Origin of the sequence: Aerococcus sp. UMB7834 (assembly GCF_030215145.1) — a bacterium.
Classification (GTDB): domain Bacteria; phylum Bacillota; class Bacilli; order Lactobacillales; family Aerococcaceae; genus Aerococcus.
Genome location: NZ_JASOLI010000006.1, coordinates 153,554 through 177,477 on the forward strand (window position 1 = coordinate 153,554; position 23,924 = coordinate 177,477).

The 23,924-nt window shown below is 46.3% G+C and carries 20 protein-coding genes; 16 read left to right on the forward strand and 4 right to left on the reverse strand.

Translation table 11 applies throughout. The features are described from left to right. Window positions 1-138 precede the first annotated feature (138 nt). From truB to hemW, 3 genes are read left to right on the forward strand one after another with little or no spacing between them, the layout of a single operon-like run. Window positions 139-1,047: a tRNA pseudouridine(55) synthase TruB gene (gene truB / locus QP339_RS06465; RefSeq protein ID WP_284910859.1), complete on the forward strand. Its 909-nt coding sequence runs from the start codon at window positions 139-141 to the stop codon at window positions 1,045-1,047. 11 nt (window positions 1,048-1,058) lie between these two features. After that, window positions 1,059-2,024, forward strand: a complete 966-nt coding sequence (gene ribF / locus QP339_RS06470) for a riboflavin biosynthesis protein RibF (RefSeq protein ID WP_070617030.1) — start codon at window positions 1,059-1,061, stop codon at window positions 2,022-2,024. Further along, complete coding sequence (gene hemW / locus QP339_RS06475; protein ID WP_284910887.1) at window positions 2,021-3,175, forward strand: radical SAM family heme chaperone HemW; 1,155 nt, start codon at window positions 2,021-2,023, stop codon at window positions 3,173-3,175. Before ribF ends, hemW begins: the two co-directional genes overlap by 4 nt. 65 nt (window positions 3,176-3,240) lie before the next feature. On the opposite strand, the gene QP339_RS06480 is transcribed toward hemW, so the two are convergent. From QP339_RS06480 to QP339_RS06490, 3 genes are all read right to left on the reverse strand, one after another. Next, window positions 3,241-4,728, reverse strand: coding sequence for a carbon starvation CstA family protein (locus tag QP339_RS06480; RefSeq protein ID WP_070617032.1), 1,488 nt, complete (start codon window positions 4,726-4,728; stop codon window positions 3,241-3,243). 157 nt (window positions 4,729-4,885) lie between these two features. Continuing rightward, window positions 4,886-5,596 (reverse strand): LytR/AlgR family response regulator transcription factor, encoded by a 711-nt coding sequence (locus QP339_RS06485; RefSeq protein ID WP_284910860.1) that lies wholly within the window; start codon window positions 5,594-5,596, stop codon window positions 4,886-4,888. Next, a complete protein-coding gene (locus tag QP339_RS06490; RefSeq protein ID WP_284910861.1) occupies window positions 5,596-7,305 on the reverse strand; it encodes a LytS/YhcK type 5TM receptor domain-containing protein in 1,710 nt (569 codons plus the stop codon). Before QP339_RS06490 ends, QP339_RS06485 begins: the two co-directional genes overlap by 1 nt. A 191-nt stretch (window positions 7,306-7,496) precedes the next feature. Between QP339_RS06490 and QP339_RS06495 the strand changes: the two genes are divergently transcribed. The 10 genes from QP339_RS06495 (at window position 7,497) to QP339_RS06540 (ending at window position 18,314) form a co-directional block, all read left to right on the forward strand. Beyond that, window positions 7,497-8,348, forward strand: a complete 852-nt coding sequence (locus QP339_RS06495; protein ID WP_284910862.1) for a MetQ/NlpA family ABC transporter substrate-binding protein — start codon at window positions 7,497-7,499, stop codon at window positions 8,346-8,348. Between the two features lie 247 nt (window positions 8,349-8,595). Then, on the forward strand, window positions 8,596-9,657 hold the full coding sequence (hrcA, locus tag QP339_RS06500; protein WP_284910863.1) for a heat-inducible transcriptional repressor HrcA: 1,062 nt from the start codon (window positions 8,596-8,598) through the stop codon (window positions 9,655-9,657). Between the two features lie 18 nt (window positions 9,658-9,675). Beyond that, the gene (gene grpE / locus QP339_RS06505; RefSeq protein WP_070617037.1) at window positions 9,676-10,245 is read left to right on the forward strand and encodes a nucleotide exchange factor GrpE; all 570 of its coding nucleotides are present in this window, start codon (window positions 9,676-9,678) and stop codon (window positions 10,243-10,245) included. Window positions 10,246-10,303: 58 nt separating this feature from the next. Further along, window positions 10,304-12,127 (forward strand): molecular chaperone DnaK, encoded by a 1,824-nt coding sequence (gene dnaK / locus QP339_RS06510; protein WP_284910864.1) that lies wholly within the window; start codon window positions 10,304-10,306, stop codon window positions 12,125-12,127. Window positions 12,128-12,219: 92 nt separating this feature from the next. After that, complete coding sequence (gene dnaJ, locus QP339_RS06515) at window positions 12,220-13,389, forward strand: molecular chaperone DnaJ (protein WP_284910865.1); 1,170 nt, start codon at window positions 12,220-12,222, stop codon at window positions 13,387-13,389. Between the two features lie 149 nt (window positions 13,390-13,538). Continuing rightward, window positions 13,539-15,377: a translation elongation factor 4 gene (lepA, locus tag QP339_RS06520; protein WP_070617040.1), complete on the forward strand. Its 1,839-nt coding sequence runs from the start codon at window positions 13,539-13,541 to the stop codon at window positions 15,375-15,377. 105 nt (window positions 15,378-15,482) lie between these two features. Then, complete coding sequence (locus QP339_RS06525) at window positions 15,483-16,121, forward strand: MBL fold metallo-hydrolase (protein ID WP_284910866.1); 639 nt, start codon at window positions 15,483-15,485, stop codon at window positions 16,119-16,121. 89 nt (window positions 16,122-16,210) lie between these two features. Next, window positions 16,211-16,879 carry a phosphate signaling complex protein PhoU gene (gene phoU / locus QP339_RS06530; protein WP_168162691.1) on the forward strand — a complete coding sequence of 223 codons (669 nt, stop codon included), beginning with the start codon at window positions 16,211-16,213 and terminating at the stop codon, window positions 16,877-16,879. A gap of 320 nt (window positions 16,880-17,199) precedes the next feature. Then, window positions 17,200-17,568, forward strand: a complete 369-nt coding sequence (locus QP339_RS06535; RefSeq protein WP_070617042.1) for a DUF4430 domain-containing protein — start codon at window positions 17,200-17,202, stop codon at window positions 17,566-17,568. A 50-nt stretch (window positions 17,569-17,618) separates the two neighbouring features. After that, window positions 17,619-18,314, forward strand: coding sequence for a class A sortase (locus QP339_RS06540; RefSeq protein ID WP_284910867.1), 696 nt, complete (start codon window positions 17,619-17,621; stop codon window positions 18,312-18,314). Window positions 18,315-18,388: 74 nt separating this feature from the next. Here QP339_RS06540 and QP339_RS06545 read toward each other — a convergent pair whose 3' ends face one another. Further along, the gene (locus QP339_RS06545; protein WP_284910868.1) at window positions 18,389-19,612 is read right to left on the reverse strand and encodes an NADH-dependent flavin oxidoreductase; all 1,224 of its coding nucleotides are present in this window, start codon (window positions 19,610-19,612) and stop codon (window positions 18,389-18,391) included. Between the two features lie 329 nt (window positions 19,613-19,941). Here QP339_RS06545 and trkA point away from each other — a divergent pair, with 329 nt between their 5' ends. The 3 genes from trkA to QP339_RS06560 all read left to right on the forward strand — a co-directional run bounded on the left by trkA (window position 19,942) and on the right by QP339_RS06560 (window position 23,878). Next, window positions 19,942-21,306 carry a Trk system potassium transporter TrkA gene (gene trkA, locus QP339_RS06550; RefSeq protein WP_284910869.1) on the forward strand — a complete coding sequence of 455 codons (1,365 nt, stop codon included), beginning with the start codon at window positions 19,942-19,944 and terminating at the stop codon, window positions 21,304-21,306. A 3-nt stretch (window positions 21,307-21,309) separates the two neighbouring features. Then, a complete protein-coding gene (locus QP339_RS06555; protein ID WP_284910870.1) occupies window positions 21,310-22,758 on the forward strand; it encodes a TrkH family potassium uptake protein in 1,449 nt (482 codons plus the stop codon). Between the two features lie 187 nt (window positions 22,759-22,945). Next, on the forward strand, window positions 22,946-23,878 hold the full coding sequence (locus QP339_RS06560; RefSeq protein ID WP_284910871.1) for a dihydroorotate oxidase: 933 nt from the start codon (window positions 22,946-22,948) through the stop codon (window positions 23,876-23,878). Window positions 23,879-23,924: the final 46 nt, after the last annotated feature.

Consider the following 23,924-nt stretch of genomic DNA (forward strand, 5'->3'; position numbering starts at 1 on the left):
TAAAGGCCTCCTTACTTTTTATTAGATTCTATCAGCTTATTTGGGGGAAAGCAAAAATTCCAGATTCCTTAGCAGATATCTTCAGCTTTCCAGGGGAATTTGTTATAATGACTGAGATACGGAGAAGGAGGATTGTTTATGGATGGGATTATTGCTTTATGGAAAGAAAAAGGCATGACCAGTCATGACTGCGTCTTTAAACTTAGAAAAATACTAAAGACTAAAAAAGTGGGACACACAGGAACTCTCGACCCCAATGTCGATGGGGTCTTGCCTATCTGCATCGGTAAGGCGACTAAGCTGGTTGATTTCATGATGGATAAAGATAAGGTCTATCGCGGTGAAATTTGTCTCGGTTTCGCTACGGATACCCAGGACTTGGATGGCCAAGTGGTAGCTGAAAGTTTTCTGGATAGGCCACTTACTGACGAGGAATTAGCTGAAGGTTTGAGCTCGCTAGAAGGTTGGATTGACCAGGTGCCACCGATGTACTCAGCGGTCAAGGTAAAGGGACGCCGCCTCTATGACTATGCGCGTGCAGGAGAGACAGTTGAGCGGCCTAAGCGCAAGGCCCGGGTCGATTATTTTGCGCAGACAGGCCCCATGACTTACAATAAAGATAAAGGACGTTTGACTTTTCCATTTGAAGTCAAGTGCGGCAAGGGGACCTATATTCGGACCCTTGCGACGGATCTTGGCACTTATTTCGGTCAAGAAGCGACGATGACCCAACTGACTCGGATAGCTTCGACCCCCTTTAAAGCCAGTGATTGTTACCGTCTTGAAGAGGTTAAAGCGATGGTGGAAGCTGGCGACCAGTCCTTCCTCCATCCCCTTGATGAGCTCTTGGACCAATATCCGATTTGGCAAGTTCCTGACCATTTAAAGAAATTAGTGGCCAATGGGGCAGTTCTGAACCAAGAAAATCTACCTACTGAATTGGCTGACAAGCTACCCGTGCGAGCCTATATCGACGGTCAGCTCAAAGCACTCTATGGCCAGCATCCAGACTTATCGGAACAAATGAAACCATTAAAAATGTTTTAGTGAGGGATTCTATGCAGACAATTAAATTACACCATCCATTCTCTAATGACCAAGTTCTAAAAGGGCCTATTGTGCTAGCACTAGGTTTCTTTGATGGGGTCCACCGGGGCCACCAGCGGGTCTTAGCGGCCGCTCGGCGTGAAGCCAGTAAACGCCGCCTCCCCTTAGTTGCTATGACTTTTGACATGGCGCCGAGCATCATGTATCAAGAACTCAAGCCGACTGAGGTGAAATATTTAACCACGGTTGAGGCTAAAGAGCGGCTAATGGCCCACCATGGCGTGGACTATCTCTACCTTGTCCAGTACACCAGTCAATTTGCCTACCAAACGCCCCAAGAATTCGTTGACCACTACATGGCTGGCTTGAATGCCGCCGTTGTGGTGGCTGGTTTTGACTATACTTATGGCAAGAAGGATATTGCCAATATGCAGACCCTACCGGATTATGCCAAGGGACGCTTTGAGATCCTTGAAGTGCCTGAACTCGCCTTCCAAAACAAAAAGATAGGTAGTAGGCGGATCAAAGCCCTTCTTGAAGAAGGCCAACTTGGAGCGGCCAACCAGGCTCTGGGCCACCCTTACTTCTTCAAGGGCACAGTTATCCATGGCGAGAAGCGGGGCCGGACCCTGGGCTATCCCACGGCGAATTTAAGCTTTAGCGAGGAAGTCTTAGTCCCTGCCGTTGGGGTCTACGCTGTGGAATGTGAGCTCAACCACCATCTCTACCGGGGAATGGCTTCGATTGGTTACAATGTGACTTTCGGTGACAATCGCGAACAGACGGTGGAAATTAACTTGCTAGATTTTGAAGAAGAGATCTATGGAGAAACCATGACCGTCTTTTGGCATGCTTATTTAAGGCCTGAATTAAAGTTTGACTCGGCAGAAGCCTTAGTGGACCAGCTCCACCAGGATGCCCTGGATACACAGGCTTATTTCGACCAAGAGGGCTTAGAAGAAATGAATGAGGGATAAGCTTGGCACAATCGATTTATATCCACATTCCTTTCTGTAATCATATCTGCTATTATTGCGACTTTAACAAGGTCTTTATCGAAAACCAGCCAGTGGATGACTATATCTCTGCCTTGGGACGCGAATACCGGGCCTTTGCTCAAGAATTAGGTCAGGAAAAGATTGAAACCATTTATGTGGGAGGCGGGACGCCTTCCAGCCTCAATGAGGCCCAGATTGCAGATGTCTTTCAGTCTCTCTATCCTTTGATTGACTTGAGTCCAGAAGCCGAGATTTCTTTTGAAATCAATCCCAATGATATTACGGCTGACAAGTTAGCTATGCTTAAAGCACAAGGGGTTAACCGCCTGAGTATCGGGGTTCAGACCTTTAACAATGAACTCTTACGAAAGATTGGCCGCAAACACACGGCTGAAGAAGCTGTTGCCGGTATCCGCTTGGCCCAAGAGATGGGCTTTGATAACCTTTCTATGGATTTGATTTTTGCCTTACCTAAGCAAACTTTGGCTGATTTTGAAGATTCTTTACACCAGGCTCTAAAGCTGGACCTACCCCATTATTCCATTTATTCTCTGATCTTAGAGAAGAAGACGGTCTTCTATAATTTGATGCGCCAGGGCAAACTTCCCTTGCCTAGCCAGGATTTGGAAGCTGAGATGTTCCAAGTGGCTATTGATGCTATGGAGGGTGCAGGCCGCCGCCATTATGAAATTTCTAATTATGGACTTCCCGGCTATGAATCCCGGCACAACTTGGCCTATTGGGACAATGCCGAGTATTTTGGTTTTGGGGCAGGGGCCCATGGCTACTTGAAGGGTTGGCGCTACCAAAATCATGGCCCTATCCAGCACTATCTCGAAGCTGTGGCTGACCGAGGCCATGCTATCCTTAGAAAGCAAGAATTATCCTTAGAACAGCGGATAGAAGAAGAGATGTTCCTGGGCTTAAGAGAAGCAGGAGGGGTTTCTCGGGGCCGCTTTAAGGCGGATTTTGGTATCGACCTCTACGACTTATACCAGGATGCCATCGACCAGCTCTTAGACCAGGGCTTGATAATCTTCGATGAGGACCATATCGCCTTAAGCCACCATGGCCTCTTCCTCGGCAACGAGGTCTTCCAGGCCTTCCTCCTCTCCGATGAGACCGACTAGGGCAATTAAAATGAAAAGCATCCCAGATTCTCTTTGACAGAGGTCTGGGATGCTTTTGCTATTAACTAAATTTCTTGCTTACTGGCTTGGACATTAATCGGCCGCTGGTCGTTTAAGAGGGGATCGTCGGGACTGAGTGCGGCTTTTTGGCGCTTGCCAGAGATCCAGTAGAGGACGAAAATAGCGGCTGTAATAATGAAACCTACAATATAGGTTGTTGTTGATAGGGACATTCTAAAGCCGATTGGTTCGGTCAAGATATAAACCACTACTGCCAGTAACATGAAGAGGCTTGGAATCAGGGTGATTAAGTAATTGCGACTCTTGAGATAGAGGTAGCGGGTAGATACAAGAAGTGAAATTACAGCGGTCACTTGGTTGGCCCAGTTAAAGTAACGCCAGAGCACTTGGAAGTCCACGAAGGTGAGGACAAAGGAAATGGCGTAGAGGGGTAGGGTGATCGCTAGGATCTTTTTCATCGTATCTTGCTTAATGTTCAGGTAGTCAGCTAGGATAGCGCGCAGACTGCGGAAGGCAGAAAGTCCTGAAGAAAGCGGGAGGACGATAACTCCCATGATGGCTAGGGTACCGAAGATACTACCAAGCAGAAGGTAAGAAACCTCATTAACGACAACAGATGGTGTACCTGATGCAATCATTTCACTTAGGGTCTTACCGTCGAATAAGGTGAGGGAAGCCGCTAGCCAAATCATGGCAATGACTCCTTCAGCGATCATCATCCCATAGAAGGTATACCGGCCCTCGCGTTCATTGGTCATCGTCCGAGAAACCATGGGGGCCTGGGTGGCGTGGAAGCCGGATAGGGCCCCACAGGAGATGGTGAAGAACATACCCGGGAAGATGGCTAATTTATCTGGGTGGAAGTTCTGCAAGGTAGCCAGGCTTAATTCAGGCATAGAGGCATGGTCGACCATAAGTAAGCGCAGGCCAATTGCAGCTGTCGAAATGATTAGGATAGCGCCAAACCAGGGATAGACCTTACCCAAGGCCTTATCAATAGGCAGGATGGTCGAAATCAGGTAGTAGATAAAGATAGCAATCACAATACCGATCAATGGGACGCCAGCGGGTAGGATTAATTTAATTAGGCTGGCGGGGGACATGACAAAGACCGTCCCGACCAGGAGAAGTAAGAGCATGGCGAAAATATTAACTACATGCTTGACAATATTTCCGAGATAACGTCCTGTCAATTCGGGTAGGTGAGCCCCATTATTACGCAGGGAAATCATCCCGATCATATAGTCATGGACAGCTCCCGCAAAGATGCAGCCAATGATAATCCAAAGATAGGCTACAGGACCGTAGAGGGCACCCATAATTGGGCCAAAAATTGGACCCGTTCCGGCAATATTGAGCAATTCAATAATGGCATTCTTTTGTTTAGACATGGGAACAAAGTCTAAGTTATCGCGGAGGGCCTCAGCCGGTGTTGTCCGGTTGGGTTCAATCTGGAAGTTCCGCTCGACAAAGCGCCCGTAAACAAAATAGCCAAGGATCAAGAGGGCAATGCCGCCTAAAAATGTAAACATATAAAGTGCTCCTTTCTTATGTAATCGCTTTATATGTTGTTAGGATAGCATATTTTAAAGTTTTTTTAATCTTTTTGCCGCGAAATGACTAGGGAGACGCTTAAATTAACTAAATGCGCCAGTGAAATGCGGGCGCTTGTGATCGATTTTTTAGGACTTAAAAACCCAACTTATCGCGGAAAATTTTTGTATAGGACCGACTGACTGGAACCTTGAGCTGGTCTAGGCTGAGCATATAAGTTTGGTTGAAATAGGGTTCGATCCGTTTGATGGCAGATAAGCGGACGATATAAGAGCGGTGGACTTGGAGGAAATCTTGATCAGCTAGCTTTTCTGCAAAGCTTTTAAGGGTCTCTGAACTATTGTAAGCCTGAGCACTTGTGTAAAGAAGGGTATTGCCTGCTTCTGCTACAATGGCTTGGATGTCCGCTTGGTCGAGCAGGACAATGGCCTCTCCTTCCTGGACCGGAAAACGTTTGGGACTGGCTTCTGAACCAGCTTGCGGCTGCTTGACGAGGTGTTCAATCTTTTGGATGCACTGCTCGACACGGTCTTCTTCGAAGGGTTTCATGATATAATCCACGGCATTCAAGTTGAAGGCATCCAGGGCATATTCCTGGTAGGCCGTCGCAAAGACCACTAGAGGGGGTTTGGGCATCTGCCGGATGACATCGGCAATTTTAAGGCCTGTCTCGCCTACTAACTGTACATCTAAAAAGACCAGGTCGATCTTCTGGCTTAAGAGCACTGTTAGGGCCTCTTCGACGCTAGCCGCTTCTTCAATTTGCCAGTCTTTGCGTTGGTTATGGATGAGGTATTGGAGCTCGTCACGGGCTAGGGGTTCATCATCAACAAGTAAAAGATGCATTAGTCATTCTTCCTTTCAATTGGGATAAGGCAGCTCACTCGGGTGCCTGCCTGGGAGGTCTCGATGTCGAACTGAGCCTGGTCATTGTAGAGAGTTTTTAGACGCTGGCGAATATTGTTGAGGGCCGTCCCGTTCCCCTTACTTGGAATGCTTTCATTATTAAAGATCGCCGCTAATTTATCCTCCCCTATGCCAGAACCATTGTCGCTGACACTTAAGGCCAGCTCTTGGTCTTGGACCTGTACCCTGATGGTCAGAGCCTGGTCGTTCTTGTTTGCCTTATTTTCAAAGGCGTGCTGGATAGCGTTCTCAACCAACATTTGGAGGACAAAAGGAGGAATTAAGAGATCCAGGCTCGCCGGATCGATTACTTTTGAGATTTGATAGCGGTCAGGGAAACGCGCTTGGATAATCGAGAGATAGGCTTGGATGTGTTCCAATTCTTGGCTGATGCTAATTTTTTCATTGCGGGCTCCATTCAGGTTGGCTCGGAAATAGTGGCTCAATTCAATCAGGAGTTGTCGGGCGCGGTTGGGATCTAAGCGCACTAAGGAACTGATGGTGTTCATGGCATTGAAGAAGAAGTGGGGGTTGACCTGGGCTTGGAGCGACTTAATTTCGGCATCCTTCAAAAGCCGGGTGTTTTGGTCAGCAATTTTTAATTCGTATTGCATGGAGAGGATCTGGGAAAGCCCAAGGAGGATTTCTTCGATCAAGGGATTGGGTTCCGCATGGCTATTGAATTCTAGGATAAAAAGGCTGTGCAAGTCTTCCTTGACGAAGATGGGCAGGGAGAGGTAATCGCCGACTCGGATGAGCTGTCCAGCCTTGGCTTGGCCCTGGTAGGCTTGCCAAAAATCGCTGATTTGGTCACGGCTGAGGGCGAGTGACTTGGGATAGGCGTAGAGCTGGCTTTTGGGGCTATAGACGGCGATGGCTTGAAGGTCGAAGCTCTCATAGAGTTTAAGTGAAATGATCTCCGCGCTCTCTTGGGTCATTTGACTGGAGAAGTAGGGCAGGATCTTTTGAGTCACCAGGAAAATATCCTTGGTCTGGGAAATCTTTGCCCACTCTAAATCGCGCAAGCTCTGCTGGATAACGCTCAAAAAAAGCCAGACCCCTAGCCCATCCGTTACTAGCATAGGTAGAGCGATAAGTTGGAGGAGGGATTGGGCTTCCTGGCTAGAAGGAGAGAGGAGGGCAATGAGGGACAATTGGATTAGCTCCAAGCCCATGAGCGAAAGAGCAGCCTGGCGGACTTGGATAGCCTTGAGCGAACTGGGAAAAAACTGACCTAGATAGGCTGCTGCTAAGCCGATACAGAGGGAGGATGTCACATAGATATATGCCGTATCCCCACCTTGGAGCCAGCGGATTAAAGCCGATAGACCAGCAATGGGCAAGCTCAGGGCAAAGCCACCAACCAGACCTGCGATACCGATAATAACGACCCGGAAGTTAGCAATAGCAGAGCCCGCCTGGATGGACCAGGTATGAACGGGAACAATCTCCCTTGAAGCGAGGATTTCAATCCCAGAAATATTGGCAAAGACCGTAAAGGCAGCGAAGACGACCAATAAGACCAGGTAGTCTTTTTTTGATTGACGGTTGACCAGAGCCTCCTTGAAGCGGGGAATATAGAGGAGGGCGTAGGCGAGAAGAACCATCAAGCCGGCCCGCTCCATCAACAGCATAAAAAGTTCAAGCATTTAATGAGCCTCTCTTCATGAAAAATAGTTGGGGTTTAGCAATTATATACACTATTGATCGATTTTATTTAGCTATTGCTAAGTTTAACAGATTCTCCCAAAAGCGACTAGAGGCTGAAGATTGCCTCTTACAATTTTTAATTTTATCACTATAATAAGGATAAAGCGTTTTATTAGAAAGGAATGATTAGATGATAAGAAAAAGATGGCGATTGCTTCTCCTGGTCTCCTTGCTCTTCTTATTAGGAGCCTGCCAGGGACAGAAGGGCCAACAGAAGGTATTAATTGGTTCTAAGGCTTCGGATGCTGAAATCTGGCGCTATATTGCTAAGTCGGATGCAGCTCAGGAGGCTGGTTTTGAAATTGAGGTTAAAGATTTTGTCGAAGGTCCAGTTCTCAATACAGCGACGGCTGAAGGGGAGGTTGATGTCAATGCCTTCCAGAATTTTGCCTACATGAATAGCTTCAACCAAGAACAAGGCGACTCCCTTGTAGCTCTGGGATCGACTTATTTTGAACCCATGGGCCTGTATTCCGCTAACTTGGACAAGTTGGAAGACCTGGACCAAGGGGCTCATATCGGCTTAGCAGACTATCCTTCTGACCAGTCCCGGGCCTTGCTCTTGCTTCAGGCAGCGGGCTTAATTGAGTTAAGTGATGAAGAGAAGAGCCTCTACAGTGTGGATGATATCCAGGCCAACCCCAAACAATTAAATTTTGACGTGATGAATGAGAATACCCTACCACGCAGCTTGACTGACCTAGATGCGGCCTGCATCGGCAACACGATTGCGATGGAAGCAGGCTTGGATCTAGAAGAGGATACGATCTATAAAGAAAGTGTCAATGACGATACTCTGGGCAGCGTCAATATCCTTGCGGTTGCCAAGGACCATCCCAATAAAGAAGCCCTTAAAAAACTTCTCGACCTCTACTATTCGGAGGATGTTCAAAATTTTGTTAAGGAAAAATTTAAAGGGACCAAACAGCCGGTTAAATTAGACCAGGAAGAAATTAAAGCAGCCAGTCAATACGAGAAGTAAGAGGCATTAACCAAAAGTCATGTTCAATTTGTTCATGACTTTTTTATTTAAAATGGACATCCCTAAGCTTATGAAACTAGGGCTTTTTTAGCCTAAGTAGATAGTTTAGATCTTTGGTCCAGTGCACATATATTTTCTCTTGTTAAAAGATCAAAAAAATGTTTGACTATTGTTGACATTAATTTCTGAACATGATATATTATATGTGTTAGCAGTTGAAGTCGCCAAGTGCTAAAGAGGTGAGAACATGTTAACAGAAAGACAAATGCTGATCTTGCAGGCAGTGATCGATGCTCATGCGTCCCTTGCTGAGCCTGTGGGGTCCAAGGCCTTAGCTGATGACCCCCATATTAATGCAAGTTCGGCGACTATCCGTAATGAGATGAGTTATTTGGAGAAGCTTGGCTTGTTAACGAAGATGCATTCCTCTTCAGGACGAGTGCCGACTGAATCAGGCTACCGCTATTATATCAATTATATTTTGCCCCGTTACGGGGGACTAATTGATCGCGGTTTAAGTCGAGACCAGGCTGAGCGGGTTGAAGAGATTTTTGCTTCGCCCTATACCCAGTTGGCAGATATAATTGCTCGGTCAACTGAGGCGATGGCTGAACTGACAAGTTACGTTGCTATCGCCTTGGGTCCTCAAGTAACCCACCATCGCTTAGCTGCCTTTCGGATTGTTGGCATGACACCACACAAGGCAATGGCGATTCTCATTACTGACCAAGAAGCTGTTGAAAATCAAGTCTTCACGATTCCTGAAGGATTGGACGAAGGCGCGCTTGACCAGCTTGTTCATTTGGTGAATGAAGAGCTGGTGGGACTGCCACTCTATGAAGTTGTCCTGCGTTTGCGCCAAGACTATATCCACTATTTGGATCGTTCAGTCCAACATTTACTTGAGAAAGAGTTACTCATTCAAAGCTTGCTGATGAAATTAAATGAAGAGAGGCTCAATATTCAAGGCACGGATAAGTTTTATCAAACATTATCGAAGAAAGACGAGATTGACCAAATCTTAAATCTTAATGCCTTATTGAGCGACCAAGATGTGGTCACCCAGCTAATCGAGGAACCCCAAACCGGTATTCAGATTCGCATCGGCAAGGAATTAGAAGATAAACGGCTCAAGCATATGAGTTTAATGACTTCAACAATTGGTGAAGAAGATCCTGCTAATCAAATTACATTTGCGATTCTCGGTCCAGAAACCATGTCTTACTTGCAGGTTGCCCAGCTTTTTAATGGGATGCGATCTGCCATTCGCAGGTATTTGGATGAGAGCAATGAATTAAGACAAAATTAAAAAGGAGGCTTTACTCAAGTGTCAGATCAGGAAAAAGATTTCGAAAGAGAAGAAGAAAAAGAGAAAGTTTCTAATGAAGAAGTCGACGAACAAACTGAAACAAATGAAGAAAATATAGAAAAAGAAGAAAGTCAAGCAGATCCGGTGGCTGAATTGGAAGATAAGATCGCGCAAAAAGATGATCAAATTTTACGTTTATCTGCTGAAATCAAAAATATCCAGCGCCGGAATGCTAACGAAAGACAAGATGCGGCCAAGTATCGGTCACAAAATTTGGCCCAAGCCATTCTTCCTTCCCTAGATAATTTGGAACGCGCCTTGGCTATTGAAGCTGATGACGAAGCGTCCAATAATCTGAAGAAGGGGGTTGAGATGGTCCACCAAAGCTTGCTTCAAGCCTTGAAGGCAGAAGGAGTTGAGGTGATCGATCCAGTCGGTGAAGCCTTTGACCCGAACTTCCACCAATCCGTTTCTTCTGTGCCTGCTGAAGAAGGTCAAGAAGCAGAAGAAATTGTTGAAGTTTACCAAAAAGGTTATGTCTTAAAGGACCGCGTCTTAAGACCTGCAATGGTTATCATTGCACAATAAAAAAAGACTAATGTTCACGCTATAGAGCGAATAATCGAAGAAAAGGAGATTTTACATTATGGCAAAAATTATTGGTATTGACTTAGGAACTACAAACTCAGCTGTCGCAGTACTTGAAGGTGGCGAACCTAAGATTATTCCAAACCCAGAAGGTAACCGGACGACACCATCTGTTGTATCCTTTAAAGATGGGGAATCATCTGTCGGTGAAGTAGCCAAACGTCAAATGGTTACCAACCCTAATTCGGTTGCATCCATCAAACGTCACATGGGTGAATCGGGTTACAAGGTTCACTTAAATGATAAGGATTATACCCCTGAAGAAATCTCTGCCATGATTCTTCAATACTTGAAGAAATATGCAGAAGACTACCTCGGCGAAACGGTAAGCAATGCCGTGATTACCGTTCCTGCTTACTTTAACGATGCCCAACGTCAAGCAACTAAAGACGCTGGTCAAATCGCAGGTTTGAAGGTTGACCGGATTGTTAACGAACCAACCGCAGCTGCCCTAGCTTATGGCTTAGACAAGACTGATTCTGAAGAACAAGTTCTCGTCTTTGACTTGGGTGGTGGGACTTTCGACGTTTCCATCCTTGAATTAGGCGATGGTGTCTTCGAAGTACTATCCACTGCCGGTGACAATGAACTTGGTGGGGATGACTTCGATAACAAGATCGTTGACTTCTTAGTTGAAGACTTTAAGAAGGAAAATGGGATTGACCTCTCATCTGACAAGATGGCTATGCAACGTCTAAAAGACGCCGCTGAAAAAGCTAAGAAAGACTTGTCAGGGGTTACTTCAACCCAAATCAGCTTACCTTTCATTTCAGCTGGTGAATCCGGTCCTCTACACTTAGAAACTACTTTAAGTCGGGCTAAGTTCAATGAATTAACGGCTGACCTGGTTGAACGGACGAAGAAACCTGTCCAACAAGCCTTAGCTGATGCTGGCCTTAAAGCTTCAGATATCGATGAAGTGATCTTAGTTGGGGGGTCTACCCGTATTCCAGCGGTTGTGGACGCCGTTAAACAACAAACAGGCAAAGATCCTAACCGTTCTGTTAACCCTGACGAAGTGGTTGCCATGGGTGCCGCTATCCAAGGTGGGGTAATTACAGGTGATGTGAAGGACGTTGTACTCTTAGATGTTACCCCATTATCACTGGGTATCGAAACCATGGGTGGTGTCTTCACCAAGTTAATCGACCGAAATACAACTATTCCAACTTCTAAATCTCAAGTCTTCTCAACTGCAGCTGATAACCAACCAGCCGTAGACATTCACGTTCTCCAAGGTGAACGTCCAATGGCAGAAGACAACAAGACTTTAGGACGCTTCCAATTAACTGATATCAACCCAGCCCCACGTGGTGTTCCACAAATCGAAGTTACTTTCGACATCGACAAGAACGGGATTGTTAACGTTAGCGCTAAGGATAAAGGCACAGGTAAGGAACAAGCCATCACTATCCAATCTAATTCCGGCTTAACCGAAGAAGAAATTGATCGGATGATGAAGGATGCTGAAGCTAACGCAGCTGAAGACGAAAAACGTAAAGAAGAAGCTGACTTGAAGAATGAAGTGGAACAATTGATCTTCCAAACTGAAAAAACCACTAAAGACGTGGAAGGCAAGGTTGACCAAGCTGAAATCGATAAGGCCAATAGCCTGAAAGATGAATTGAAGGCTGCCCAAGAAGCCAATAACTTGGATGACATGCGTGCTAAGAAAGATGAATTGAACGAAGTCCTTCAAAATCTAACGGTCCAACTTTACCAACAAGCTCAAGCAGAAGCTGACGCTCAAAATGGTGAAGAAGATGGCAAAAATGATGACGGCTCCGTTGACGCTGACTTTGAAGAAGTCGATAATGACTAATTAAGTTCGAGTTTATCCCCTGTTCTGCGCCAAGGGCAGGGGGTTTTCTTTTGAAAGTTAACAGATAAGAAGATGAGATAGGAGGGAAGCGCGTGGCAACACAACGTGATTATTACGATATTCTAGGCGTTTCTAAGGACGCTAGCCAAGCAGAAATAAAAAAAGCTTACCGCAAGCTATCTAAAAAATACCACCCTGATATCAGCGATGCTCCCGATGCTGAGGAAAAATTTAAAGAAATAACGGAAGCTTATGAAGTCTTGAGTGATGAACAGAAGCGGTCTCAGTATGATCAGTTTGGCCATGCCGGGGCTCAAGGCGGCTTTGGTGGCTTCGGAGGTGGCCAAGGTAGCTACCAATCTTATACGGGGTCCGACTTTGAAGATATCTTTTCACAATTCTTTGGTGGAGGATCGAGCTTCGGCGGCTTCGGTGGTTTCTCATCTGGCCAAGCTCGCAATCCGAATGCTCCTCGCCAAGGGGATGACTTGCAGTACACCATTGACTTAAGCTTTAAGGAAGCCGTCTTTGGGGTTGAAAAGACTATTAAGTATAAGCGCGAGGAAGAGTGCCATGTTTGTAATGGTAAGGGGGCTAAGCCTGGTACGGCAGCCAAACGCTGTCAGCAATGTAATGGGAGCGGGGTTGTCAACCAAACCCGTGACACGCCATTCGGGCGGATGCAAACCCAAACGACTTGCCCTAACTGTGATGGAGAAGGGGAAGTTATAGAACACAAATGTGACCACTGCCATGGATCTGGCCGTGAAACCGTTACCCACACCGTCAAGGTTAATATTCCTGCCGGAGTGGATGATGGCCAAAGCATGCGCCTAGCTGACCAAGGGAACGCTGGTTATAACCGAGGGCCTAAGGGCGACCTTTATGTTGTCTTTAGAGTCCAAGAGAGTGATATCTTTGACCGCCGGGGCGCTGATATTTACTTCGAATACCCCATTAATTTCGCTCAAGCCGCTCTAGGCGATGAGGTAGAAATTCCAACTGTCCACGGCAAGGTGAAGATGAAGATTCCAGCTGGAACCCAGTCCGGGGATAACTTCCGCTTGCGGGGCAAGGGTGTCGCTAAGATTAATTCCAATTCAACCGGTGACCAACATGTCACAGTCAAGGTTGTGACACCGAAAAATCTTAACGACAAACAAAAAGAAGCACTCCGCCAATTTGCTGAGGCATCAGGTGATAATGTGACGGAAGAAGAACAAAATTTCTTTGAAAAATTGAAAAATCGCTTTAAAGATTAAGCCTGACCGAGAAGGGGCCAACACTTAAAAAAGTGCTCGGCCTCTTTTTTATCCAAACGAAAGACAAAGCTTGCCTAATCCTATCTCTTTACATTAAAATAGAGAATAGATCATTAACGAACAATGCTTATAAGGATGTGAATATTTAGGTGTCAAATCAATTAGATATCCAAAAGTTAAAAGAAAGGCAAGAGAGGATTCGAAACTTCTCAATCGTGGCCCATATTGACCACGGCAAGTCGACCTTGGCTGACCGTATTCTCCAACAGACGGGGACTGTTTCCGACCGTGAAATGCACGACCAGCTCCTCGACTCCATGGACCTAGAACAGGAGCGGGGCATTACCATTAAATTAAATGCGGTGGAGTTAGAATACCAGGCTGATGATGGGGAGACTTATATTTTCCACTTAATTGATACGCCAGGACACGTCGATTTCTCCTATGAGGTTTCACGGAGTCTAGCGGCTTGTGAGGGGGCTATCTTGGTGGTGGATGCAGCCCAAGGGATTGAGGCGCAGACCTTGGCTAATGTCTATCTGGCCCTAGAGAATGACTTGGAATTATTGCCTGTAATCAATAAAATTGACCTGCCAGCTGCCGATCCAGAGCGGGTCCGCACGGAAATCGAAGATGTGATCGGACTGGATGCTAGTGAAGCAGTCTTGGCCAGTGCCAAGGCAGGAATTGGGATTCCAGAAATTCTTGAACAGATCGTCCATGATATCCCAGCCCCTCAAGGAGACCTGGAGGGACCTGTCCAAGCTTTAATCTTTGACTCAGTTTATGATGCCTATAAAGGCGTTATTTTAAGTATCCGCGTCCAAAATGGGATTATCCAAAAGGGCGATACCATCCAACTGATGAGCAATGGTAAAGAATTCGATGTGACGGAACTAGGGATTATGTCCCCTCAACCGATTCCAAGAGATTATTTAATGGCCGGCGATGTGGGCTACCTGGCCGCAAGCATCAAGACCATCCAAGATACCCAAGTGGGGGACACAGTTACTTTGGCTGCTAATCCAGCTGCTGAACCCTTACCAGGCTATCGGGAGATGCAACCCATGGTGTATTGTGGACTCTATCCTGTTGATTCTTCGGAATATGTTGACTTGCGGGAAGCGCTAGAGAAACTTCACTTAAACGACGCCTCTCTGGAATTCGAGGCAGAGAGTTCGACCGCGCTCGGTTTTGGTTACCGTTGCGGCTTCCTCGGCCTCCTGCATATGGATGTCACCCAGGAGCGTTTAGAACGCGACTTTGGCCTGGACTTGATTATGACGGCACCCTCCGTTATCTACCAGGCTTATAAGACGGATGGCGAGGTTGTTCAAGTTTCCAACCCATCGGAAATGCCAGATAATACGGAAGTGGACCACGTAGAAGAGCCCTATGTCCGAGCTGAAATTATGGTTCCTCAATCCTTCGTTGGCGCAGTCATGGAACTCTGCCAGCGCAAGCGGGGTGAATTTGTGACCATGAACTATCTTGATGATATCCGGGTTACGGTGATCTATGACATGCCCCTAGCCGAAGTCATCTACGACTTCTTCGATAAATTAAAATCGAATACCAAGGGCTATGCCTCTCTTGACTATGAAATTACAGGCTACCGGCCAAGTCAATTGGTCAAATTAGACGTTCTTTTAAACGGCGAAGTTGTCGATGCCCTTTCGATTATTGTCCACAAAGACTTTGCCTATGAACGAGGTCGCCAGCTCGTCAGCAAATTGAAGGAAGTCATCCCACGCCAACAGTTCGAAATTCCCATCCAAGCCGCTATTGGCAATAAGATTATTTCGCGGACCAATATCAAGGCTCTACGTAAAAATGTTCTCTCCAAATGCTATGGCGGGGACGTTTCTCGGAAGCGTAAATTACTAGAAAAACAAAAGGAAGGGAAGAAGCGGATGAAGGCCATCGGTTCGGTGGAAGTGCCACAAGAAGCCTTCCTTGCCATTCTCAATATGGATGACGATGCCTAAGTCTTGTCGACTGAGCCAGCTGTTTCTCACAGCTGGTTTTTGCTAATTTTATATCAAATTTCTCCTGTGTTAGAATAAGATAAAAGATAGAAATGAGGTTGTCAGATGCAAATCAAAACGTTAACAGTTGGGGCACTCCAGGCAAATTGTTATATCATCAACCAGGAAGATTCGACCAAGGCCCTTTTGTTAGATCCGGGAGCAGAGTCTGATCGGATTATCGCTTATTTAGAAGATCAAGGACTGGAAGTAGAAGCAATCTTACTGACCCATGGCCATTGCGACCATATCGGAGCTTTAGAGGCCATTAGAGACTATAGCCAGGCGCCCGTCTATATCCATCCTGCTGACCAGGACTACTTGCTTTCTCCTGAGAAGAACTTATCAGGTCTTGGTTTTGCTTCCCAAGCCCTGACCTGCCGGCCTGCTGAAGAGGCCTATCAAGAAGGCAAGACCTACCATTTAGCGGGTTTTAGCTTTAAAGTTTTCCATACCCCAGGGCATACGCCGGGCGGGGTCTCCCTTTATTTTGAGGAAGAGGGCGTTCTTTTCTCTGGAGATACGCTCTTTCGTCATTCTATTGGTCGGACAGACTTAATCGGTGGGGATACGGCAACTATTCTTAAAAGCATCATCCAAAAACTCTTCGCCCTCCCCGAAAATACCCGAGTATTTCCAGGTCATATGGGGGAAACAACAATTGCTGAAGAAAGAAATCATAATCCCTTCTTCCAGCTTTCATGATAAGAGATTTTACTTACAATTTAGGCTTAGCTAGGTTATAATTGAATTAGAAAACAATGCTTAATATTACAACCTGGAGGGATTATATAATGTCCATTAGAAAAACATTTGATAACCAATTACATGAACTGAGCGAACTCTTTAAAAGCATGGGAGACCTAACCCTTCAAGCGATCGAACATTCAAGTGATGCCTTACTCGATCACAAGGTTGTCATTTCCCAGCAAGTTATTGAAAATGATGATGAGATCAACGAGTACGAGTTTAAGATTGAGCGGGACTGCTATCGCTTAATTGCCCTGCAACAACCCGTTGCCAATGATTTACGGATGATTGCTTCGATCTTAAAAGCAACCTCAGACTTAGAACGGATGGGCGACCATGCTGTATCAATCGCTAAATCTTCTTTAGTTATTGCTGATTCTCAACGTCTGCCAGCTATTGAAGAAAAAATTCGTGAAATGTCAGTTAAAGTGGAGGCTATGGTTAGAGATGCCATCGCTGCTTTCTTTGCTAAAGATGCTAAAGCTGCTAAGGAAATTGCGGAAAGAGACCATGAAGTCGATGCCCTCTACAAGCAAGTCCACAACGATATCGTTGATGAAATTACAGCAGGGGACAATGCAGACCTTAGTGAAAGTGCAGCTGCCTATCTTTCTGTTGCTTCAAACTATGAACGATTAGGAGACTACACCACCAATATTTGTGAACGCGTCCTTTATATGGAAGATGGCGACATGGTGGACTTGAACGTCTAGTCACTTCTAATAGTGAAGTCAGTCTGGAAACAGGCTGACTTTTTTAGATATTTACTATTCAGATGAAGTCAAAGATTTCATTAATGGGAAATTTGGAGGAAGGATGCAATCCATTCGCTTATCAAGAGAAGAGCTTAATTAAGTCTTAGGGCTCTAAGGATTGCTTAGTCTATCTTGCCACTAGCTATCTAGCTGGTGGTTTTCTTTAACTTTAGTATGACTTTCATTTAGGGATTTTAGACCTTCAAGCTTAACAAGTCATAAAAATTAGTTTAGAATAAACTTAGCTAAGGAAATTTTCACAGAAAAGGTGGAAAGCATTGAAAAAAGGATTATGGAAGTTCTTCTTGGGCTTGCTTATGATCGCTGGCTTAGGGGCTTGCCAACAAAACGTTAAGCCCCAAGAAGACTTGACTATCCAAGTCTATGTGGATGGCAAGCTGCTGGAAGATAAAAGCTTGCCCAAAGAAGAAGTCATTGGGGAAACTTTGCTCGATGTCATGGCTGATCATTATGAGCTTGAAACGGATGGCCACTATATTCAAGCGATCAATGGCTACCGGGAAGATCCCCTAGCCAAGCGTTGGTGGCGCTATGAATTAAACCAAGAATCGAGCGATATCCCCTTAGACCAGGTGCAGATCGAAAGAGGCGACCAAGTCGTCTGGAAACTTGATAAGATAAGCTAGCTGGTCCTCAGTCCAAGGATGATGGGATAGTTTAGAAAGGAAGAAAAAACATGAAGAGAATGACACATTATCTGGCAGTCCTAAGTTTGGCAGCCCTTGTTCTTAGCGCTTGTTCAGCGGAGAAAGCCCCGGTTAAGGAAGCCCACGAGGCAGCAAGCAGTCAAAGCAGTCAGGAACTTGCTTCCTCTAAAGCAGAGGGTAAGGCTAGCACGGAAGATGTCGCCGCTGCTAAAGAGCGGATTAAAGGCTTAAATTCGGTGATTCCAGTGATTGGAGCAGTGGCTTATCCTGATGCCGACATTTATGTGCCTATTTTCGACGGTCTAACTGAAGAAAATATGTTGCATGGGGCTTCGACTTTCTTCCCCGGCGAACAAAAATTAGGCCAGGGGAATTATCCGATTACCAGTCATAATATGAATTACTTTGGAGAAAACCTCCTCCTCACGCCCATCTTAGATAAGACCAAGATAGGGGATTCGATCTATGTGACTGACTTAGATAAAATTTACCGTTTCGAGGTCGATTTTAATGAGGTGGTTCCAGAAACCCGGGTGGACTTGGTTGATCCTAAGACTGACCAGGCCATGTTGACCCTGATGACCTGCACCAAGGCTCTAGGGGACGACCCCAACCGTAAGATTGTCCAGGCCAAGCTAGTCGATACCATTGATTTTGACCAAGCTGATCCAAAGACTTTGGACCTCTTCAAGGGAGAATACCGTGATGTGGAACATATCTACTAAACTAAAAAATTAGCGAAGCAAAATAAGCGGCCCTTCCTCTGCTAGTGAGGAAGGGCCGCTTATTTTTTAGCTTTTTATTTGTATTCTTTGAAGTAAGAAGTTGGTGTTTGGTCAGCAAGTTCGCGCAAACGGTCGCGAGATTCTTGGGGGAGCGAGCCGCCAAAGTCCATAAATTCAACCAGGTCCTTGAATGCCCGGTGAGGGATCTTCAGGTCATCGAGTTCTTCAACTGAGAAGCCCAGGTTAATTTCATCTTCTCGGCCAGCTTCTAGCTTAGTCACGAAATCAGGTTCGGTGACAAAGACGGAAGACAGGCCCACCATATCCGCATATTGGAAGGCTTCAAGGGCCTTGTCAGGGCTATTGATCCCACCGGTTGCAATGACGGGCACACGGCCATTGACATGGTTGTAAACCGCTTCATTAACGAATTGGCCTTCGTATTTGCCGGCGCGGACCTTTTCTTTATAGATATCATGGCCCCAGCTGGCGATGGCATAGTATTGAAGGTCAGCGACATCGAGCAAGCGGTCGAAATACTCGTTAAATTCTTCAACTGTATAGCCAATTTGGCTGCCCCGGGTTTCTTCTGGCGTGCCCCGGAAGCCAAGAATGAAGTCTGTAGCTCCTTCTTCTTCGATCACCTTTTGGCAAGCAGCTGTGACTTCAACCCCGAAGCGGGCCCGGTTTTCGATGGATTGGGGGCCATATTGATCGTCTCTTTGGTTGGAGAAAGGAGAGAAGAATTGTTGGGGGAGGAGACGTTGGGCATTAGAAATTTCCACCCCGGCAAAGCCTGCTTGGATAGCGCGGCGGGTTGCAGCGGCATACTGGGCAATGACATGGTCAATCTTGCGCTGGCTCATGGGGTAGACGGTATGTTCGACTGGGGTCTTCAGCTCCATCCGGCTAGGGCCATAGACCACATGGTAGTCTTGAAGAGCAATCTTGGCGAAGCGGCCAGCATGGGTGAGCTGTAAGATTGCCTTAGCCCCGTCTTTTTGCATACTTTCAGCTAATTTGGACAAGCCATAGATGAAGCGGTCATCACGGACGCTGGGCCCATATTCGAAGAGTTGGGCATAGTCTTCAATATAGGCAGCGGTCGTCACTTGTAGGGGAGCGGACTGGGACCGTCTCTCAGCGTAGAAGAGGTCTTCATCGGTCACGAGGCCTTCTCTGGACGATGAATTGGTGGTGAGCGGGTTGAGGGTAAAGCGGTTTGCTAGTTCAATTCCATTAGGGAGTTTAACCGGCTCAAAAAGTGCCTGGTATTTAGCAGTTGTTTGTTTGGACATCTGATTTCCTCCTATCATATTTATTACCGATTATAGCATATTTTTTTACTTTAAAAAACTTTTAAAAAAGGCGTGCATTTTTTAGGGCATTCGACTATTATAGTTAGTGCTGAGTAGGAGGGGCAAGCCTTTAAGTTAAGAGATTTCAATGATGCAGGTTAGGGGCTCGGCCTTAGATCATGCCGGCCAGAGCTCTGCAATGATTAAGCTTGCGCCTTAATGAAGCAATGCGATTTAATGATAGGAACGAGCGCTTAGTTGAGCTGGTTCATGCCCAAATGATAACTTAGCAGATGAATGATAAAGAGAAAGAAGCGAAGTTAAGTCAAATGAAAATATCAATTGTGGGGGCTGGAGCAGTCGGCTCCGCCTTATGCGAGGACCTTTCAAGTAAACAGTATGATGTGACACTGATTGAAAAAGATGCTCATAAATTAGAAGACTTGCTTGCCAACTATGACATTATGGGAGTCTTGGGAAATGCAGCGACCATCAGCGTCTTAGAAGAAGCCAATATTAAAGACTGCGATGTCTTTATTGCAGTGACCAATTATGATGAAATCAACTTGATGGCCTCCATTGTGGCCAAGGAACTCGGGGCCAAGTATACTATTGCCCGGGTGTCTAATCCGGAATATACGGATTATCTGAACTTCTCCAATGGCAAACTCGGGATTGATCTCATCGTGAATCCTGAGCTGGAGGCTGCGACTGAAATGCTCAATAACCTAGACTATCCCTCTGCCTTTAGCGTAGAATCCTTCTTCAGGGGCCGGGCACATCTGATTAGTTTGGATGTGAGCGAGGGCAGCCAGATTGATGGTTTGGCTCTCAGCCAGTTAGGAGCGGTCTTTGACCATATTGATAAGATCTTGATCTGCGTGGTGGAACGCCAGGGCGAAATCTTTATTCCTTATGGGGACTTTGTGATCCGGGCCAATGACCGGGTCTATGTGACAGGGGACACCCAGCAATTGCGTGAGTTCTATAAGGTCCTAGGCGGCTCGACCAAAAAGATCCGCTCGACCATGATCGTAGGTGCCTCCAATATCGCCTTCCACCTGGTGCCCAAACTTATCCAAAGAAAGATTGCCGTTAAGGTGATTGAGCGCAAGGAAGAAAAGGCTCTCCGCCTAGCTGCTGAGAATGAAGAAGCAGTGGTTATTGTCGGCGACGGGACCCATCCAGACCTCTTATTTGAAGAATATTTGGAGAATTTTGATGCCCTCATAACCCTGACTGGGATTGATGAAGAGAATATTGTCTTATCTATCCTGGCCAAGCGCCTCGGTATCGGCAAGACCCTGACTAAGATGGACCGGGTGGCCTTGATCGAATATACTGGTCTGATGGACCTGGAAACGGTAGTAATCCCCCACCAGCTCTTCGCGGACCGTATTATCCACCTGGTTCGCTCCTTTGTACGTTCCTATGGGTCTAATATTGAGAAGTTTTACCGTATTGCCAATAACCAGGTGGAAGCCATTGAGTTCACGGTGGCTTCGGATTCGCGCTTGGTCGGTAAGTCCTTAATTGAAATTAACCTGGTCGACAATGTGATGATCGGGTCGATTTTCCGTCAGGGACAAATTATTATCCCGAGTGGCCATGACCAGTTACAGGCTGGCGACCGCTTGATCATTGTCGCCTACCAACGTGATATCTCCGACCTTGATGACATTCTAAGGGGGTAGGGCATGAATACACGTGTAATTGTCCATACCCTAGGCCGGATACTCGCCGTTTGCGGTTTCCTTATGTTGCTGCCTGTCTTAGTGGCTCTCTTCTACCAGGAAGGCTGGGATAATGTCCTCGCCTTTCTGGGGCCAGCTCTTTTCCTGATGTTGGCTGGAGGGCTGATGAGCCGCCGTAAGTTAGCCAACCTAGCGATTTATACCAAGGAATCTATGTTGGTGGTCGCCTTGTCTTGGATTATAATGAGCTTCTTTGGAGGCCTGCCCTTTATCTTTACCGGCAGCATGGATTCGCTCTTCGATGCTTTTTTTGAAACGGTGAGTGGTTTTACTACGACGGGGGCTAGCGTCCTGACCGATGTCGAATCGCTAGACCATTCAGTCCTCTTCTGGCGGTCCTTTACCCACTTTATTGGTGGGATGGGGATCCTGGTCTTTGTTCTAGCTGCCTTGCCCCGTGTTGATCGCCGGGCAGGTAAGATCATGAGTGCCGAGGTGCCGGGGCCCAGCTTCGGTAAAATCGTTCCCCGCTTATCCTTTACCGCCCGGATCCTCTACGCCTTGTACTTCGTCTTCTTCCTCGTCTTAATTCTGGCCTTGGTCCTAGCTGGGATGCCGGTCTTTGACGCCATCCTCCATGCCTTTGGGACGGCCGGAACAGGGGGCTTTGGGATTAAGGCGACCAGTGTTGCTTATTACGACTCCACTCTGATCAATTATATTTTAATCACAGGCATGTTAATTTTTGGGGTCAACTTTAACCTCTACTTCCTTTTTTTCATCCAAAGAGACCGCCGGGCTTTTAAAAATGAGGAGTTAAGAAATTACCTCTTGATTGTAGCAGGAGCGACAGCCTTGATTATTTGGAACATTAAAGATCAAACAGCTGGCCTCGGTCAGGCCCTCGAAGAAGCCTTGTTTACTGTTGCTTCGGTGATTTCCACAACCGGCTTTTCCATTAATGACTTTAACCAATGGCCAGAATTCTCTAAAGTGATCTTACTTTTATTAATGTTTGTCGGGGGCTGTGCCGGCTCAACGGCGGGTGGTCTCAAGGTTTCACGTCTGACCATCTTATGGAAGAGCTTCTTAGCTAATACCAAGCGAATCATCCATCCTAACCAGGCCGTCGCCTCACGGATGGAAGGCAAGCAAGTGGACACGGCTTGGTTGACGACCGTCAAGAATTATTTTGTGACCTATGTCTTGCTCTTTGTCCTCTTTGTGCTGTTAGTATCTCCTTCTATGGGGGACTTGGAGACTATTCTATCGGCTGTCGCTACGGCCTATAACAATGTCGGGCCCGGTCTAGGAGAAGTCGGGCCAGCTGCGAGCTTTGCCCAATTAAGCGATTGGAACAAGCTGGTCCTATCCTTCGCCATGCTCTTTGGTCGCTTGGAGATCTATCCGATGCTCCTGCTCTTCTCCAAGCACACCTGGCAAAAAATCTAATTGACAGGTTCGGGCAAAATCGCTAAACTATAAAAAGAAATAAAAAGAGGAGGGACCCATCAAATGACAGAAGAAATGCTTACTTTCGATGGGATCCCTCTTTTTATGGGCAAAGTATTTGCTTTAGAACCTTCCTATTTCATTTAGGGGGTTCTTTTTTATAATTTATAATTAGGAGGACTTATCAATGGTTGTACCAAGTCAAATTCATCACTTTCATTTTTCTAATTGTCTTATGAACGCTTCGGGTGTTTCCTGTGAAAGGAAGGAAGAACTTGCTGCATTGGATGACTCAGCAGCGGGGACCTTCATCACTAAAACGGCTACCCTGGAAGCGCGGGAGGGAAATCCCCAGCCGCGAGTGGAGACTTTTGCCTTAGGGAGCATTAATTCCTCCGGACTGCCCAACCAAGGCTTGCCTTACTATCTCCAAGCTCTAGCAGACTTCCAAGCGGCTAAACCGGATAAAACTTATTTCCTCTCTGTTACTGAACTGGAGGAAGAGAAAATCTATAAAATCTTAGAAGAGGTCGAAGTGAGTGACTTCAAGGGACTCGTGGAATTAAACCTATCCTGTCCCAATGTTATCGGGAAGCCGCAGATTGCCTATGATTTTGAAACAACTGACCGGATTTTAAAACGCGTCTTTTCTTTCTTTACCAAGTCCCTAGGGGTTAAGCTGCCCCCATTCTTTGACCCCAGTCACTTTGACCAGATGGCGGATATCCTCAATGCTTATCCCTTAGCCTACGTTAACTGCATTAATTCGGTGGGCAACGGTCTCGTGATCCATGATGAGCAGGTCGTGATTAAACCCAAGCAAGGTTTTGGTGGGATCGGTGGCGAAACCATTAAGGCAACAGCCCTAGCCAATGTCCATGCCTTCTACCAACGTTTGCGGCCAGAGATTGCTATTATAGGGACTGGCGGCGTTTGCGATGGCCGGGATGTCTTTGAGCATATCCTTTGCGGAGCCAGCATGGTTGGAGTAGGGACGACCCTCTATGAAGAAGGGGAAGGCTGTTTTGCGAGCCTGACAGAAGAACTCGAAGCCATTATGAAGGAAAAAGGTTATAAGACTATTGAAGACTTCCGAGGTAAATTAAAATATATGGATTAATCAAAAAAAGCTGTGCAAGTCAAAGCGCAGCTTTTTTTTGATAGAA